The 14,090-nt window shown below is 34.1% G+C and carries 13 protein-coding genes and 2 rRNA genes; 6 read left to right on the forward strand and 9 right to left on the reverse strand.

The window, feature by feature from the left end; all coding sequences use genetic code 11:
- Nucleotides 1–185: ribosomal RNA gene (locus C8P70_RS11240) — 23S ribosomal RNA — on the forward strand; the annotation flags it as partial.
- Nucleotides 186–327: 142 nt separating this feature from the next.
- Nucleotides 328–437, forward strand: a 5S ribosomal RNA gene (rrf, locus tag C8P70_RS11245).
- Between the two features lie 44 nt (nucleotides 438–481).
- Here the strand turns inward: rrf and C8P70_RS11250 are convergent.
- The 3 genes from C8P70_RS11250 to C8P70_RS11260 all read right to left on the reverse strand — a co-directional run bounded on the left by C8P70_RS11250 (nucleotide 482) and on the right by C8P70_RS11260 (nucleotide 6,435).
- The gene (locus C8P70_RS11250; protein WP_133713417.1) at nucleotides 482–1,672 is read right to left on the reverse strand and encodes an efflux RND transporter periplasmic adaptor subunit; all 1,191 of its coding nucleotides are present in this window, start codon (nucleotides 1,670–1,672) and stop codon (nucleotides 482–484) included.
- A 10-nt stretch (nucleotides 1,673–1,682) separates the two neighbouring features.
- The gene (locus tag C8P70_RS11255; protein ID WP_133713418.1) at nucleotides 1,683–6,026 is read right to left on the reverse strand and encodes a CusA/CzcA family heavy metal efflux RND transporter; all 4,344 of its coding nucleotides are present in this window, start codon (nucleotides 6,024–6,026) and stop codon (nucleotides 1,683–1,685) included.
- Between the two features lie 73 nt (nucleotides 6,027–6,099).
- Entirely contained in the window at nucleotides 6,100–6,435 is a 336-nt protein-coding gene (locus tag C8P70_RS11260) for a DUF6660 family protein (protein ID WP_133713419.1), read from the reverse strand.
- Nucleotides 6,436–6,640: 205 nt separating this feature from the next.
- On the opposite strand from C8P70_RS11260, the gene C8P70_RS11265 reads away from it, so the two are divergent.
- Together C8P70_RS11265 and C8P70_RS11270 are read left to right on the forward strand one after the other, a co-directional pair.
- Entirely contained in the window at nucleotides 6,641–7,201 is a 561-nt protein-coding gene (locus tag C8P70_RS11265) for a Crp/Fnr family transcriptional regulator (RefSeq protein ID WP_133713420.1), read from the forward strand.
- Nucleotides 7,202–7,268: 67 nt separating this feature from the next.
- On the forward strand, nucleotides 7,269–7,601 hold the full coding sequence (locus C8P70_RS11270) for a DMT family transporter (RefSeq protein ID WP_133713421.1): 333 nt from the start codon (nucleotides 7,269–7,271) through the stop codon (nucleotides 7,599–7,601).
- A 138-nt stretch (nucleotides 7,602–7,739) separates the two neighbouring features.
- Here C8P70_RS11270 and tpiA read toward each other — a convergent pair whose 3' ends face one another.
- The 5 genes from tpiA to C8P70_RS11295 are packed head-to-tail and all read right to left on the reverse strand — an operon-like array spanning nucleotide 7,740 to nucleotide 11,842.
- The gene (gene tpiA, locus C8P70_RS11275) at nucleotides 7,740–8,492 is read right to left on the reverse strand and encodes a triose-phosphate isomerase (protein ID WP_133713422.1); all 753 of its coding nucleotides are present in this window, start codon (nucleotides 8,490–8,492) and stop codon (nucleotides 7,740–7,742) included.
- A gap of 8 nt (nucleotides 8,493–8,500) precedes the next feature.
- Entirely contained in the window at nucleotides 8,501–9,073 is a 573-nt protein-coding gene (locus C8P70_RS11280) for a TlpA family protein disulfide reductase (protein ID WP_133713423.1), read from the reverse strand.
- 11 nt (nucleotides 9,074–9,084) lie between these two features.
- Entirely contained in the window at nucleotides 9,085–10,161 is a 1,077-nt protein-coding gene (locus C8P70_RS11285) for an ABC transporter permease (RefSeq protein ID WP_133713424.1), read from the reverse strand.
- Between the two features lie 11 nt (nucleotides 10,162–10,172).
- Nucleotides 10,173–11,273, reverse strand: a complete 1,101-nt coding sequence (locus tag C8P70_RS11290) for a BT_3928 family protein (protein ID WP_133713425.1) — start codon at nucleotides 11,271–11,273, stop codon at nucleotides 10,173–10,175.
- 11 nt (nucleotides 11,274–11,284) lie between these two features.
- Nucleotides 11,285–11,842, reverse strand: coding sequence for a DUF1599 domain-containing protein (locus C8P70_RS11295; RefSeq protein WP_133713426.1), 558 nt, complete (start codon nucleotides 11,840–11,842; stop codon nucleotides 11,285–11,287).
- Between the two features lie 126 nt (nucleotides 11,843–11,968).
- Between C8P70_RS11295 and folP the strand changes: the two genes are divergently transcribed.
- Together folP and C8P70_RS11305 are read left to right on the forward strand one after the other, a co-directional pair.
- Nucleotides 11,969–12,793, forward strand: coding sequence for a dihydropteroate synthase (folP, locus tag C8P70_RS11300; protein WP_133713427.1), 825 nt, complete (start codon nucleotides 11,969–11,971; stop codon nucleotides 12,791–12,793).
- Nucleotides 12,790–13,392, forward strand: a complete 603-nt coding sequence (locus tag C8P70_RS11305) for a hypothetical protein (protein ID WP_133713428.1) — start codon at nucleotides 12,790–12,792, stop codon at nucleotides 13,390–13,392. The genes folP and C8P70_RS11305 overlap by 4 nt, the downstream gene beginning before the upstream one ends.
- Here C8P70_RS11305 and rlmH read toward each other — a convergent pair.
- Complete coding sequence (gene rlmH / locus C8P70_RS11310; RefSeq protein WP_133713429.1) at nucleotides 13,386–13,859, reverse strand: 23S rRNA (pseudouridine(1915)-N(3))-methyltransferase RlmH; 474 nt, start codon at nucleotides 13,857–13,859, stop codon at nucleotides 13,386–13,388. The genes C8P70_RS11305 and rlmH overlap by 7 nt on opposite strands.
- Nucleotides 13,860–14,090 lie beyond the last annotated feature (231 nt).

Raw genomic sequence — 14,090 nt, forward strand, 5'->3', positions numbered from 1 at the left:
GCCAGGGGCATCGCAGAGTAGCTACGTTGGGCAGGGATAAGCGCTGAAAGCATATAAGTGCGAAACCCACCACAAGATTAGATTTCTTTAAAGGGCCGTTGAAGATGACAACGTTGATAGGCTACAGATGTAGAGGCAGTAATGTCACAGTCGAGTAGTACTAATAGCCCGTACGCTTATGTGCACTCTCCCTGTCTCAGGGATGGGGAGAGGGCGTCTTTCTATTTGGGATAAGGTTATTCTATCTCTGAGTTTTATTTTTTTGTTGCCGCGTGTTTTTTCAGTATAGTTAACCATATAAGTTACTTTTAGTAGTAGCTGCCGAATCAGGGTGGTTATTGCGGCGGGGTCCACCTCTTTCCATTTCGAACAGAGCAGTTAAGCCCGCCAGCGCAGATGGTACTGCCGCAAGGTGGGAGAGTATGTCGCTGCCCTTCTTTTGAAAATCCCCTTCACATAATGTGAAGGGGATTTTTTGTATTTAGTGATTATGATCATTTCCTCCTTCAGACTTTATCAAATGACTTTGAATGTAATAAGCTCCTTGTAATACAATCTGGTAATCCTTGGGAAGGGACTGAAGTAAAGTAATTTCAGTATAACCTAATTCAGTTACTCCTGATTTAATTTCAATTCTTTCAAAATCGAAGTGTTGATCTACAGTGTTATTTTCCGATTTTGCATATGTAATAAAAATGAATTCTCTTCCTTCCGCCTTAACAATCGCATCAGAAGGTAAAGCATCTACCTCGTGCTGCCCTGTTTGAATAAGAGCATTAACATATAAACCAGGAATTAAATTATCGGAAACATTGTCGATAGCCGCATGAGCGGCAACGGTTTTACCTCCTTCAATAAAAGATTTTCCGATACTGAATATAGTAGCTGTTATCTCAGTTTGGTTGATATTGGTCAAATTGAACGAAACTTTTTGTCCTATGTGTACATAAGGCAAATCTTTTTCATATATCATTAAATCCAAATGTATTTGAGAATTATCTACAATGGAAAATAGTGATTGCCCAGGAGTAATACTTGTTCCTATTTTAACCGGAATAGCTGAAATATTTCCAGTGATGGGAGAAATGATTTTGAGCGATTGAGAAAATTGGCCCGGAATGGCATTGAGTAATTTCAGTTGGTTACTTAATGATTGGTATCTGGATTTTTCAATGTTTAGATCGGACTTTACTTTTTGAAAAGTTTTTTCTGAATTTACATTTTCGGAGCGTAACGTCTGCTGTCTTTCAAATTCAGGCTGTAAATATTCCAAGTTGCTTTTTGAGACCTGATATTCTTCCTGTAATCGGATAAATTCAGGACTATCTATAGCTGCAATAACTTGTCCTTTAGTTACTTTATCTCCCAAATTGACTAAAATTTGCGTGATGGTTCCACTTAAAAAAGAGTTTACTTCTGCCTGATTCTGGGGAGGAAGCTCTGTCTTTCCATTTACCTTAACAACTTCGGTCAAGTTTTTCTTTTCCATATTTCCTAACACAATATTTGCTGCTTTATATTGCGCAAAGGAAAGCTCAACTTCTTTATTGGAAGATTCATTTTGAGTGAGTCCAATGGTAGTGTTTTTTGAATTTTCTGATGAATCGGGCTGTTTTTTACAAGCAGTTAAAAACAAGCTTCCGCTTAACAATATGACAATATATTTTTTCATGTTTATTAATTTATTGGTTAACTAAAAAGTGAAGACTACTGTGGCTTAAATTATATTGCAATACTGCATCCAGATAGTTAATTTGAATGGACAAAGCAGTTTCCATGGATTGAATATATTCAATGTAAGAAATATCTCCATTATTGTATGACTTGTTTGCGTGTTCTTTGATAATAGTCGCATTTTTCAAGGCATTGTCAAGATAATAATCAATTACGCTTTCTTGTGCTTTGATAATTTCAATTTGCTGCTGAATGTTTTCTTTCAATTGTTTTATCTTGTAATCTCTTTCAATTTTAGCTTGTTCTGTTTCATACTTCATCGCTTTTAGCTTCGCACTTTGATTGCCGAAAAAAACTGGAATAGAAATTCCTACAGAATAGCTCGACAATCGAAGGTCTTTTCCATAATTGATAATTCTTCCATTGTTTTCAAATATTCCGGATTGTGATTCTGCAGTATACCCTAAAGTGAAATCGGGAAAAAGAAGTGCTCTTTCCTTTTTTCTATATGCTTCTTGGGTTTCTATATTTTTTTCTGCCAATTGCAAAGAAATACTCTGGTTTAAATCAAAATCTTCCAAAGGATCATGTTTGTCATATTCAATTTTATTTTCAATGGGTTCAAAATCTCCATCCAAGTTTAATAATGCCTTTAATCTTGATTTTTCGTTAAATAAGTTGGTTTCATTCTGTGTTATTAAGACGTTTAATTCCTGTTCTTTTGCTATTGCCACATTGCTTTCCATTAGTGTTGTTTCACCTGTTTCGTATCTCAAACGCGCCGATTTTGAAAAGTCTTTTAGCAATAAGGCTTGCTCACTCAACAATTCTTTTTTGGAAATAGCATATAAAACATTTTCCCAAGCCTGACGGACTGCAAATTCTATTTCTAACCTTACGCCTTGATTCTGAATAACAGATGTTTCAAACTCTTTTTTCAAAACTCTTTTTTTAGAAGCGTATGAAAACGGACTGAATGATTGCGATATATTTAAACTGACATCCGTTTGATCCTTACTGTTTAAATGACCAAACCCTGTGTTAATTTCGGTTTTAGGAATATCAACACTTGTTTTAATCATTTGTTCTTTGCTTTTTACACCTAAGTCCGAGGCTTGCACGGCTTTGTTGTTTTGCAAAGCTATTTCAAGGGCTTGTTCCAGTGAAATTTTTTTGATTTCGGTAGGTTGAGCTTGTACCCAAAATCCGGAGATAAGAAGTAAAACAGTTATTGTTTTTTTCATTTTTATTTTAAATCCTTTTTCTTCATAATAATAAATAAGTGGCAAAATAAGGAGTGTCAATATCGTTGCCGAAATCAATCCGCCAATTACAACCGTTGCCAGAGGTTTTTGCACTTCGGCTCCGGCACTCGTACTCAAAGCCATTGGCAAAAAGCCCAGCGAAGCTACAGAGGCTGTCAATAAAACAGGACGCAATCTAATTTTTGTTCCTTCGATAATCCGTTCGTATAGCTCCATTCCTTCTTCTTTCAGGTGATTAAATTGCCCGATTAACACGATTCCGTTGAGTACAGCAACGCCAAACAAAGCAATAAAGCCTACTCCTGCAGAAATGCTGAAAGGCATTCCTCTTAACCACAAAGCCATAATCCCGCCGATAGCTGAAAGAGGAATAGCGGTAAAAATCATTAGGGATTGCTTAACGGATTTAAAGGTAAAATATAGCAAAACAAATATCAATCCCAAGGCGATAGGAACGGCAATCATCAATCGGTTTGATGCATCTACCAGGTTTTCAAATTGTCCGCCATACGTGATGTAATATCCGTTGGGTAAATCCAATTTGTCGTTTAACCGTTCCTGAATATCGTTTACCACGTTTTTAACGTCTCGTTCACGCACGTTAAAACCAAGCACAATTCTTCTTTTTCCATCTTCACGGCTAATTTGTTGCGGACCGTCTTCATAGTCTATTTCGGCAACTTGTTGTAATGGAATTTGGATGCCTTCGGGTAGACTGATAAAAACATTTTTCAGATTGTCTATATTTTGACGGTAATCTTCATCCATCCGAACGACCAAGTCAAATCTTTTTTCGCCCTCATATACCTTTCCAGCAACTTCTCCGGCAAAACTTGTTCTAACAATCCGATTGATTTCGCCAATGTTGAGCCCATACAAAGCGAGTTTATCTTTGTTGTACCGAATTGAAATTTGTGGCAAGCCCGAAACGCGCTCAAGTTTGGTATCCGTAACTCCGGAAATATCAGAAATAAGCTCGTTAATTTCATCGCCAATAGATGCCAATCTGTCAAGGTCATCACCAAAAACCTTAATGGCTACATCGCTCCTCACTCCGGTCATCAACTCGTTAAAACGCATCTGTATCGGCTGAGAAAACTCAGTCGTAATACCGGGAATTTCGTTGAGGGCAGCTTCCATTTTTTGAATCAACTCTTCTTTTGTTTTAGCAGAAACCCATTCTTTTTTATCTTTTAAAATAATAATTACATCCGCAGCTTCCATCGGCATTGGATCGGTCGGAATTTCGGCACTTCCAATTTTGGAAATCACCATTTTTACTTCCGGAAAACGCTCTTTTAATATTTTTTCGGCTTTAGTTGTCGTTTCTATTTCCTGAGAAAGCGAACTACCCGATGAAATAATAACGTGCGTTGCTAAATCTCCTTCATCAAGCGTAGGAATAAATTCACCTCCCAACTTTCCAAATACAAATAGTGCCAAAGCCAATAACCCGAAAGCAAAACTTAAAACTAAGCGTTTAAACACAAATGCTTTCTCTAAAACAGGTTTATACCATTGGTATATCTTATCAATAATTTTATCGCTGATATTAGGTTTAGTTTTTCCTCCTTTTTTACTTAAAAATAAAGAAGAAACCATAGGAACGTAAGTTAGAGATAGAATAAATGCTCCTAAAATTGCAAAGGAAACAGTCATTGCCATTGGTCCAAACATTTTACCTTCTATACCGGTCAAAGCCAATATTGGAAGATAAACAATGAGGATGATGATTTCTCCAAATGAAGCACTGGTTCTGATTTTTGATGCTGCCTGAAATACCTCTCCATTCATCTGGGCTTGAGAAAGCTTCCTTTTCTTTCCGGTGTGCAATCGATGTACAATAGCTTCTACAATGATAACAGCACCGTCAACAATTAACCCAAAGTCAATCGCACCTAAACTCATCAGATTACCGCTGATACCAAATATTTTCATCATGGATACAGCAAATAAAAGCGATAAAGGAATAACTGAAGCAACAATTAATCCGGCACGCCAGTTTCCCAGTAATAACACCAATACAAAAACAACGATTAAGGCTCCTTCAATAAGATTGGTTTGGATTGTACTTACGGTTTTGTCTATCAGTTTGGTTCTGTCTATAAAAGGTTCGATGGCAATTCCTTCGGGAAGTGTTTTTTCAATTTGTTCAACTCTTTCTTTTACAAGTTTGATTACTTCTTGCGTATTTGCCCCTTTAAGCATCATCACCATTCCGCCTACGTCTTCTCCTTTTCCGTCTTTGGTAACTGCTCCGTACCGGATGCTGCTACCTATTCTTACATCGGCAACATCTCTGATTAATATAGGCGTATCATTTACTTTTTTAACAACGATTTTTTCAATGTCTTCTAAACTTTGAATCATCCCTATACTTCGGATAAAATATGCATAAGGCTTTTTGTCTATATATGCTCCTCCTGTATTTTCATTATTGGCTTCTAAGGCGTCAAAAATTTCGATAATAGACGTATCCATACTTTTTAACCGATCGGGTTGGACGGCAATTTCGTATTGTTTTAAAACACCGCCCAGTGTATTGACTTCGGCTACACCTTTGATACCTATTAACTGAGGCTTAACTATCCAATCCTGAATGGTTCTAAGTTCCATACTGCTGTACTGATCTTCATAACCTTCTTTTGGAAAAATGATATATTGATAAATTTCACCCAATCCGGTACTCAATGGAGCTAGTTCCGGAGTTCCGATGTTTTTTGGAATAATTTCTTCAGCTTCTCTCAGTTTTTCGGCTATTTGCGTTCTTGCCCAATAAATATCCGTTTGTTCGGTAAAAACAACGGTTATCACACTAAGCCCAAAGCGACTGATAGAACGAAGTTCTGTAATATTTGGAATTGGTTTGACCGCTTGTTCAATGGGATAAGTGATGAATTGCTCTACTTCTTGTGTGGCAAGTGTTGGTGAGCTTGTAATAATTTGTACCTGATTATTGGTAATATCAGGCTGTGTATCCATAGGAAGGTTAAAAAGGGAATAGGTACCCCAACTGATTAAAGCTAAGATAAAAACTCCGATTAAAAACTTGTTATGAATACTAAAACGTATGATTTTATCTAGCATAGTTGTAGTATAATTTTAAAAATAGAATGAAATCTGAATACAATTCAGACAAGTTTTTATAAAGAATAAAAAACTATACTATTTTTGGAGGCTGCCAGATAGAATGGTTGATACCTGATAAAGAAGGAGATAAATAGGAATATTCTTTATTTTCAGTATGGATAGTTATATTGGAAAAAATTTCAGTAAAAGCAATAATAGTTAAAGAGGCTGAACAGCAACCGCATATACATAAAGGTGAACAGAAATCTGACTGTATGTTATGATTATCTTGTTGAATAACCGTTTGATAGGAAGTAGTCTGATTAACTGCAATATCAGAAACATATTTATCTGCACAAGGATATATCGATATTGTAATGAACAAGATCGATAAAATTAGATGGAATATGTTTCGTCGTAATTTCATGTGACAAATATAAAATAAATTATGAGTAAAGAGCAACGCTTTTTTTTCTTTGCAATGTTGTTGCAATGATAGAGTTGTCTTTTTGAAAGAGCGGATATTTAGTATATAAATATGTAAAATAACTATTTTGTAACCAATGAGTTTTGTTTAAAAAAACTTAATTTTGTGCATATTAGAAGCTTATTAACTAATAAAAAATGTTGAAATGAGTGTTATTATCAGGTTATTTGAGCAGTATGGTTATGTTTCTCCCATCTGTAGAGAGGCAATAGAAAAATACATTCAAATCTATCATAAAAAGAAAGGGGATTTTTTACTTAGAAAAGGGCAAATTGCCGGAAGTTTATTTGTTTTGGAAAAAGGATTGGTACGTGGCTATTATGAACAAAAAAACAAACAGATAGATATTTGGTTTGGGTTTGAAAATACAATTTTGGGTTCAACCTATCAAATGTACAAAAGCCGCCCGTCTCTTGAATATATTGAATGTCTGGAAGATTGTACCGTTCATGCTTTACCCAATGAAAAATTATTGAGATTATACAAAGATTTTCCTGAATTTAATATTATCGGAAGGAGATTTACAGAGGATTACTGTTTGTTATTGGAAGAAAGAGCCTATCAATTGCAAACTATGTCGGCAGCAGAGCGCTACCATAAATTGTTGAGAGATTATCCAGAAGCAGTGAAGCGGATTCCGTTGGGAAATATTGCTTCTTACTTGGGGATTACCCAAGAAACCCTAAGCAGGATCCGAAAAATTTGATATATATCAAAAGACTAAAATCTATCTTTACTTACTTTTGTAATGGATAACGCTAATTTATTTGATAATGAAAAACTCTTTATTTTTATTGGCAGCTATATTTTGTGAAGTAATTGGAACAAGTGCATTAAAGGCTTCGGAACAGTTTAGCAAATTAACTCCGAGTATTTTGACAATTGTTGCTTACGCTTCAGCATTTTATTTATTGAGCCTGACCTTAAAAACAATTCCTGTAGGTGTAGCTTATGCTATTTGGTCTGGAATAGGTATTGTATTGGTAACGCTTGTAGCCATTGTATTATACAAACAAACTCCAGATTTAGCATCTATTATTGGCATGGCATTGATTATTGCAGGAGTTGTAGTAATTAATGTTTTTTCTAAAACTAGCGTACATTGATGAATATTCAAATAGGTACTTCAGATAGGGTATCATGTTTTAATAAATATAAATAACTAAAGTCAATGATTTAAAAATAAAACTCCTGATTGACTTATCAATCAGGAGTTTATTTTTAGTATTTGCTAATTAAAAAAATTAAATTGCGTTTACAATTGCAGAAAAATCATCTGCACTTAAAGCTGCTCCTCCAATTAATCCGCCATCAACATCTGGTTGAGAAAATATTTCTTTTGCATTATTGGGCTTTACACTTCCTCCATATAAAATAGAAGTACTGTTGGCTAAGTTTTTATCATATTTTCTATCGATCTCCTGACGGATAAAAGCGTGAATTTCTTGCGCTTGTTTCGGAGTAGCGGTCTCTCCTGTACCAATTGCCCAAACAGGTTCGTAAGCAATTACGATATGCTTCCATTGCTCTTTGGTCAAATGAAATAACCCGTCGGTTAGCTGATTAAATATCACATTTAAATATTGTTTGTTTTGGCGGTCTTTTAATTCTTCTCCAATGCAGAAAATCACTCTCATATCATGCTTTAATGCTGTATTTACTTTATCGGCAAGTAAAGCATCAGTTTCTTGAAAATAATGTCTTCTTTCAGAATGTCCTAAAATTACAGTATTTACGCCTATGCTTAGCAGCATTTGAGCAGAAATTTCTCCTGTAAACGCACCTCCTTCTGCTTGATGCATATTTTGGGCTGCAACCTGTATATTGGTTCCTTCTAAATGAGCAACGGCATTTGATAAGTTGGTAAATGCGGGAGCTACAATTATTTCAGTTTGTTTTCCTGTAGGTAGTTTTTCTATTAATTCATCTAAAAGTGAATGTGTTTCGGGAAGCGTTTTGTGCATTTTCCAGTTTCCTGCAACAATAGTGTTTCTCATATTTTTAATTATTGTAATTTTTGCAATAGAACTCTGATGTCATCAAAGTTTTTTTCGGTTGCGTCGTATAAGGCAACTTTTGTATCCTTGTCGATAACAATATATCTCGGAATCCATTTCAAATCAATGGATTTTCCGAAGCTTCCTTTCATTCCTTCTCCGTTTGGAATGTAGTAATGCTGTCCGTTTAAATTAAACTTCCCGATTCCCTCTTTCCACGATTGTTCTGTTTTATCGGCAGAGATATATACAAAAGTCACCTCAGGAAAATCTTGCTGGATTTGACGTGTAGTTTCAAAAGCTTTTATACAATCTTTACACCAACTTGCCCAAATGTCGATAACCACAACATTTCCTCTATTTATATCCAAAATTTGCTGCATATTTATTGATTTATTGTCTAAACTAATAAATTCTTGCATTAAAACTTCTTCGGAAAAATGTATCTTATCTTGAAGTAGCTCTGTTTTATTTTCTACTTGTTGTTCTTCCTCAATAAGATTGTCTTTTTGTTTTGCTTTCTGATTACAAGAAAACAACGTAAAGGCAATTAATCCTGTTATTAAACTGATTTTTTTCATTTTTCAGGCTTTTAATTAATTTTAACTCGGGGATCTAAATATGCATATATCAAATCTACTAAAATTGTAATGATAATAAAAGAAGTTGCGATAATTAATACAGCACCCATAATAACAGGTAAGTCTAAATTATTTAAAGCATCAACAATTTCTTTTCCCAAACCATTCCAACCAAAGATATATTCTACAAAAACAGCCCCGGCGAGCATAGAAGCAAACCATCCTGAAAGAGCTGTTACCACAGGATTAAGGGAGTTTTTGATGGCGTGTTTGTAAATGATTTTTGAAGTTGATAACCCTTTAGCTTTTGCTGTCCGGATATAATCTTGACTTAAAACTTCTAATAGAGTGTTTCGCATGAGTTGTGTTACAACTGCTAAAGGTCTTATGCCTAGTACTATGGAAGGCAGTATACAATTGATTAAAGCTAAATGCTTGCCATTGCCTAAATCATCTATTTCATATAAACTTCCGTTCATAGGAAGTCCTGTATAGCGATGTAAGACAAAACCAAAAATCCATGCAAATAAAATGGCACTGAAAAAAGAGGGAATACTCATGCCGAATGTACTGATGAGTGCAATGAATTTATCAATCCATGAATTGTGAAAAACAGCTGAAATGATACCTAAGATAACTCCTGTAAGCAAGGCTATTGCAATAGCTAAACAAGCTAGAAATATGGTATTAGGCAAAGTTTCTGCAATAATAGCAGTCACTTTTTTTCCGTTTTTTTGAAAACTCTCTCTCAGGTATGGCATCTTCAGCATTAAAGTTGTGTTTTTAGTAGTAAAAACAGCTTGTCCGGAATATTTATTGTTGATGTTAAAAGTGTAATCCCCTGTCTGATTACTGTGGAGTGAAACAGGGGATAAATCGTTGAGATATAAAAGATATTGCTTACTTAAAGGTTTGTCAAAACCATACTTTTTCTTGATTGCCAGTAACTGTTCTGAATTTTCATTTTGATCTAACATCATTCGTGCGGGATCACCAGGAAGGACATTAAAAAGAAAAAAAACAACAGTAACCACTCCAAAGAGGGTGAAAAAAGCATATAATATTTTTTTTAGCAGATAACTAAGCAAAGTACAAAGATTTATTTTAGGTGCACCAAATCACTATCTTTCCAGTGTTTCTTTTCTACAATAACACCGCTTTCTACTACTACAATACTTGGATTTGCTCTTTCAATTGTTTTTAAAGTTGTTCCGTCACAAGTATAGTATTCAAAGGGCAATTGAAATTTTTGGATTGTTCCTTCTATTTTTTCTTCAGAAGATGCTGTTAATCCAATTACTTTATATCCTTTTACAAGTGCTTTGTTAGCAAAATCTTTTAAAGAAGCTAATCCTTTATCGTCTGCACGATCCAAATCGTAGGAAATAAGTAAGACTAATTTAGGTTCAGCCATCATTTCGTCTAAATAGTTTTCACCATCTTTGTCCATTGTCAAGTCGTGGATAGGAGGCTGATAACCTTCTGAAATTAATTTATCTTCTCTGCGAATAAACTTGGCACCTTCGGGTAAATTTCCTAATTCTTTATCTGAAAATTTTTGTTCTTTACCGTTTATTTCATAGAAAAAAGTGATTTGATATTCAGCTTTTGGAGCATCATCCGGGATTGATATTCCTTCCACAATATTGGTACCTACTTTATAAGCTCTAAAATCTTTTAAAGGTAGGTGATTTAAAACCCAATATCCCATAAAACCACACAAAATAAGGGTGACTAATATAATAGATGAATTGGTTTTTTTATTGAAAACAGGTGTAATGATTTGTTTGTATTTAATAATGATGAGAATTAATACTAAAAGAACAATGTCTTTAGTGAATGACCCCCATGGAGTTAGAGGGATCGCATCCCCAAAACAGCCGCAATCTGTTACTTTATTAAAGTAAGCCGAATAGAAGGTGAGAAAAGTAAAAAAGACAATCATTAAAAACAATAGAACTAAAGTCAATTTTCTTTTAAATCCTGTCAATAGAGCAACGCCTAATAATACTTCTGCAATAACCAAAATGACGGCGATACTTAAAGCGTACGGAAAAAGGAACGGAAGATTTAAAACTCCCTCTGAAAAATATTCTTCTAATTTAAATGAAAACCCCATCGGGTCGTTTAATTTTATCAACCCTGAAATGATAAAGAGAATACCTACAAAAAATCTTGATAATTGTGCAATGAATTTCATATATAGATGTATTATGGTTGTTGAATTGGATTTGAAAGATTAAGATGAATCAGAGCAAAAACAGCATAATTAATCATGTCGAGATAATTAGCAGCAATTCCCTCGGAAACCAAAGTTTTACCCTTATTGTCTTCAATTTGTTTTACTCTAAGCAACTTTTGTAAAATTAAATCGGTTAAAGAGCTGACTCTTAAGTCACGCCAGGCTTCACCATAGTCGTGATTTTTATTTTCCATCAGTGTTTTGGCTTCGCTTATTTGTTGATCATATAATTCTAAAGCTTCTTTTCCGAATAAATCAGGTTGTGTAGCGACTCCTTTTTGCAAGTTGATTAAAGCCATTACGCAATAATTGACAATGCCGATAAACTCCGGAACCTCTCCTTCATCTACTTTTCTTACTTCATTTTCCTGAATACTTCGAATTCGAGACGCTTTAATATATATTTGATCGGTCAGAGAAGGAAGGCGAAGAATGCGCCATGCACATCCGTAGTCCTGCATTTTTTTCTGATATAAATCTCTACAAACAGCAATAATCTGATCGAATTGAGTAGAAGTAATGTCCATTTTGAATTATATTTGCGTAATATTTCTTCAAAAATAACAATTTAAAAAACCTGTGAAAAAGAAATATGTATTTTTGAGCCAGAAATATTTTTTATGAATGTCAGAAAAGAGAGTATTTAATTTAATATGACAATAAATTGTAAAGGTGAATTAGTTGATTTATCAAGTCCTAAAATCATGGGAATACTAAATATTACCCCTAATTCTTTTTATGATGGAGGAAAATATAAAACGGATAAGGAAATTCTTAATCAGGCAGAAAAAATGCTGAACGAAGGAGCAGATTTTATTGATTTAGGTGCGTATTCGACTAAACCAAGTGCTGAGTTCTTTAGTGAAGAAGAGGAAATTTTCCGAATTATTCCGGTAATAGAACTTTTATTGCACACATTTCCGAACCTGTATTTATCCATAGATACTTTTAGAGCTGGTGTAGCGAAAGTATCTGTTGAAGCAGGAGCAGCAATTATTAATGATATATCAGCGGGGGTACTGGATCAAGAAATGATTGCTACAGTTGCTGATCTGCAAGTACCCTATATTATGATGCACATGAGGGGAAATCCCAAAACAATGCAGTCTATGACAGACTATGAAGATATTTTGTTAGAGGTACGGAAGTATTTTTCAGAACGAATTACAGTTGCACGTCACGCGAAAATAAATGATATTATACTGGATCCCGGTTTTGGATTTGCCAAAACACTGTCTCAAAATTATGAATTGATGAGCAAAATGGAGCTTTTAGATGTTTTTGACCTACCTGTTTTAGTAGGAATATCAAGGAAATCGATGCTTTATAATCTTTTGAATACCACTCCTGAGCAAGCTTTAAACGGAACTACGGTTTTAAATACAGTAGCTTTACAAAAAGGAGCTAATATACTTAGGGTTCACGATGTTAAAGAGGCGGTGCAGACGAGAGAAATATTAAAACAATTAGCTATATGAAGAAGATTTTATTTTTAGTTTCAAGTGTGTTATTATTGGTAGCTTGCAGTAATAAGCAAATGCAGATTACAAGAGCTTCTTTTACTGTAGAAGAAGGTGTCGACGATCATTCGCCTATTTATTTTGAAGAAGAAGAGGGTAAAATGCATTTGAACGAAGCCAACAGAATAGCGGGAACAAATTATATTTTTTCTGTTCAACGCGATTTGAATGTGAAGGAGGTATTGGAAGAGGTTCAGCGAATTAAGAGTCATAAATATACAGAAGAAAATATGCACAATGATGAAAAAGGCGTTTTTTTTAGTTATGCTGATACTTTGCATAAAAGCCTGGCTTTTTTCCCATTCAAAAATATAGAATACAGTTTTGAAAGACCAAAAAGTCCCGAACTGCTTTTATATGTAAATGGTTCCAATGATTTCTTTTATGAAGGAAAATTGATAAAAAAAGAAGATCTGATTCAACATATTCAGGATCAAGAAAATATAAGTTTAGGTTTTAGCAAAACATTAGATTTTGAACAATACCTGCAAATGCGTATTTTTTTGGTCGAAAACAAAATAGCAGATAAATTTGTTAAAATTGATTATATTTATTGATGGTGATAAGGCTCATTTCTTAAGATAGTAAATGCGCGATAGAGTTGTTCGGTAAAAAATAAACGAATTATTTGATGGGAAAATGTCATTTTTGAAAGTGATATTTTCCCTTTTGCGTTTTGATAGACAGATTCGGAAAATCCATAAGGTCCACCGATAACGAAAACAAGTGTTTTAATGCCAGAGTTCATATGTTTCTGTATGACTTCAGCAAATTCAATACTGTTATAGCTTTTACCATTTTCATCTAAAAGAATTAAAAAATCGCTTGAACTTATTTTTGATAAAATTAATTCTCCTTCTTTTTGTTTTTGCTGAATTTCCGATAGATTTTTGGCATTTTTGATATCGGGAATAATTTCCATATCAAATTTTATATAAAATGAAAGGCGCTTGACATATTCCTCAATAAGAGAATGTAAACTTTTGTGGTCTGTTTTTCCAATAGCAATTAATCTGATATTCATCTTATATTTTGTTTGTGTAAAAATAAGTCATAGTTTTTGGTCACAAAAGGATTGGGGTGTAAATTGGTCTTATTTAATTTTGTTTTCATAATTTTTGAGATAAGAGATAGGGTTTCAGGAATAAATTTAAAGAAAATACTCAATGAATTTAATAAATTACGAATAGGCTATTTTTGTTGTGTTCTTAGATTTACACTATATTTAGCACAACGTAATAGGGTTAGGAAAAGA

Origin of the sequence: Myroides indicus (assembly GCF_004364575.1) — a bacterium.
Lineage (GTDB): Bacteria > Bacteroidota > Bacteroidia > Flavobacteriales > Flavobacteriaceae > Flavobacterium > Flavobacterium indicum_A.

Excerpts from the sequence above, each read along its gene's own strand:
- C8P70_RS11265 (WP_133713420.1), top strand. The coding sequence starts at position 6,641 with ATGAGTGTTATTATCAGGTTATTTGAGCAGTATGGTTATGTTTCTCCC.
- C8P70_RS11280 (WP_133713423.1), bottom strand. The coding sequence starts at position 9,073 with ATGAAAAAAATCAGTTTAATAACAGGATTAATTGCCTTTACGTTGTTT.
- C8P70_RS11260 (WP_133713419.1), bottom strand. The coding sequence starts at position 6,435 with ATGAAATTACGACGAAACATATTCCATCTAATTTTATCGATCTTGTTC.
- tpiA (WP_133713422.1), bottom strand. The coding sequence starts at position 8,492 with ATGAGAAACACTATTGTTGCAGGAAACTGGAAAATGCACAAAACGCTT.
- C8P70_RS11255 (WP_133713418.1), bottom strand. The coding sequence starts at position 6,026 with ATGCTAGATAAAATCATACGTTTTAGTATTCATAACAAGTTTTTAATC.
- C8P70_RS11270 (WP_133713421.1), top strand. The coding sequence starts at position 7,269 with ATGAAAAACTCTTTATTTTTATTGGCAGCTATATTTTGTGAAGTAATT.
- folP (WP_133713427.1), top strand. The coding sequence starts at position 11,969 with ATGACAATAAATTGTAAAGGTGAATTAGTTGATTTATCAAGTCCTAAA.
- rlmH (WP_133713429.1), bottom strand. The coding sequence starts at position 13,859 with ATGAATATCAGATTAATTGCTATTGGAAAAACAGACCACAAAAGTTTA.
- C8P70_RS11295 (WP_133713426.1), bottom strand. The coding sequence starts at position 11,842 with ATGGACATTACTTCTACTCAATTCGATCAGATTATTGCTGTTTGTAGA.
- C8P70_RS11250 (WP_133713417.1), bottom strand. The coding sequence starts at position 1,672 with ATGAAAAAATATATTGTCATATTGTTAAGCGGAAGCTTGTTTTTAACT.
- C8P70_RS11305 (WP_133713428.1), top strand. The coding sequence starts at position 12,790 with ATGAAGAAGATTTTATTTTTAGTTTCAAGTGTGTTATTATTGGTAGCT.
- C8P70_RS11290 (WP_133713425.1), bottom strand. The coding sequence starts at position 11,273 with ATGAAATTCATTGCACAATTATCAAGATTTTTTGTAGGTATTCTCTTT.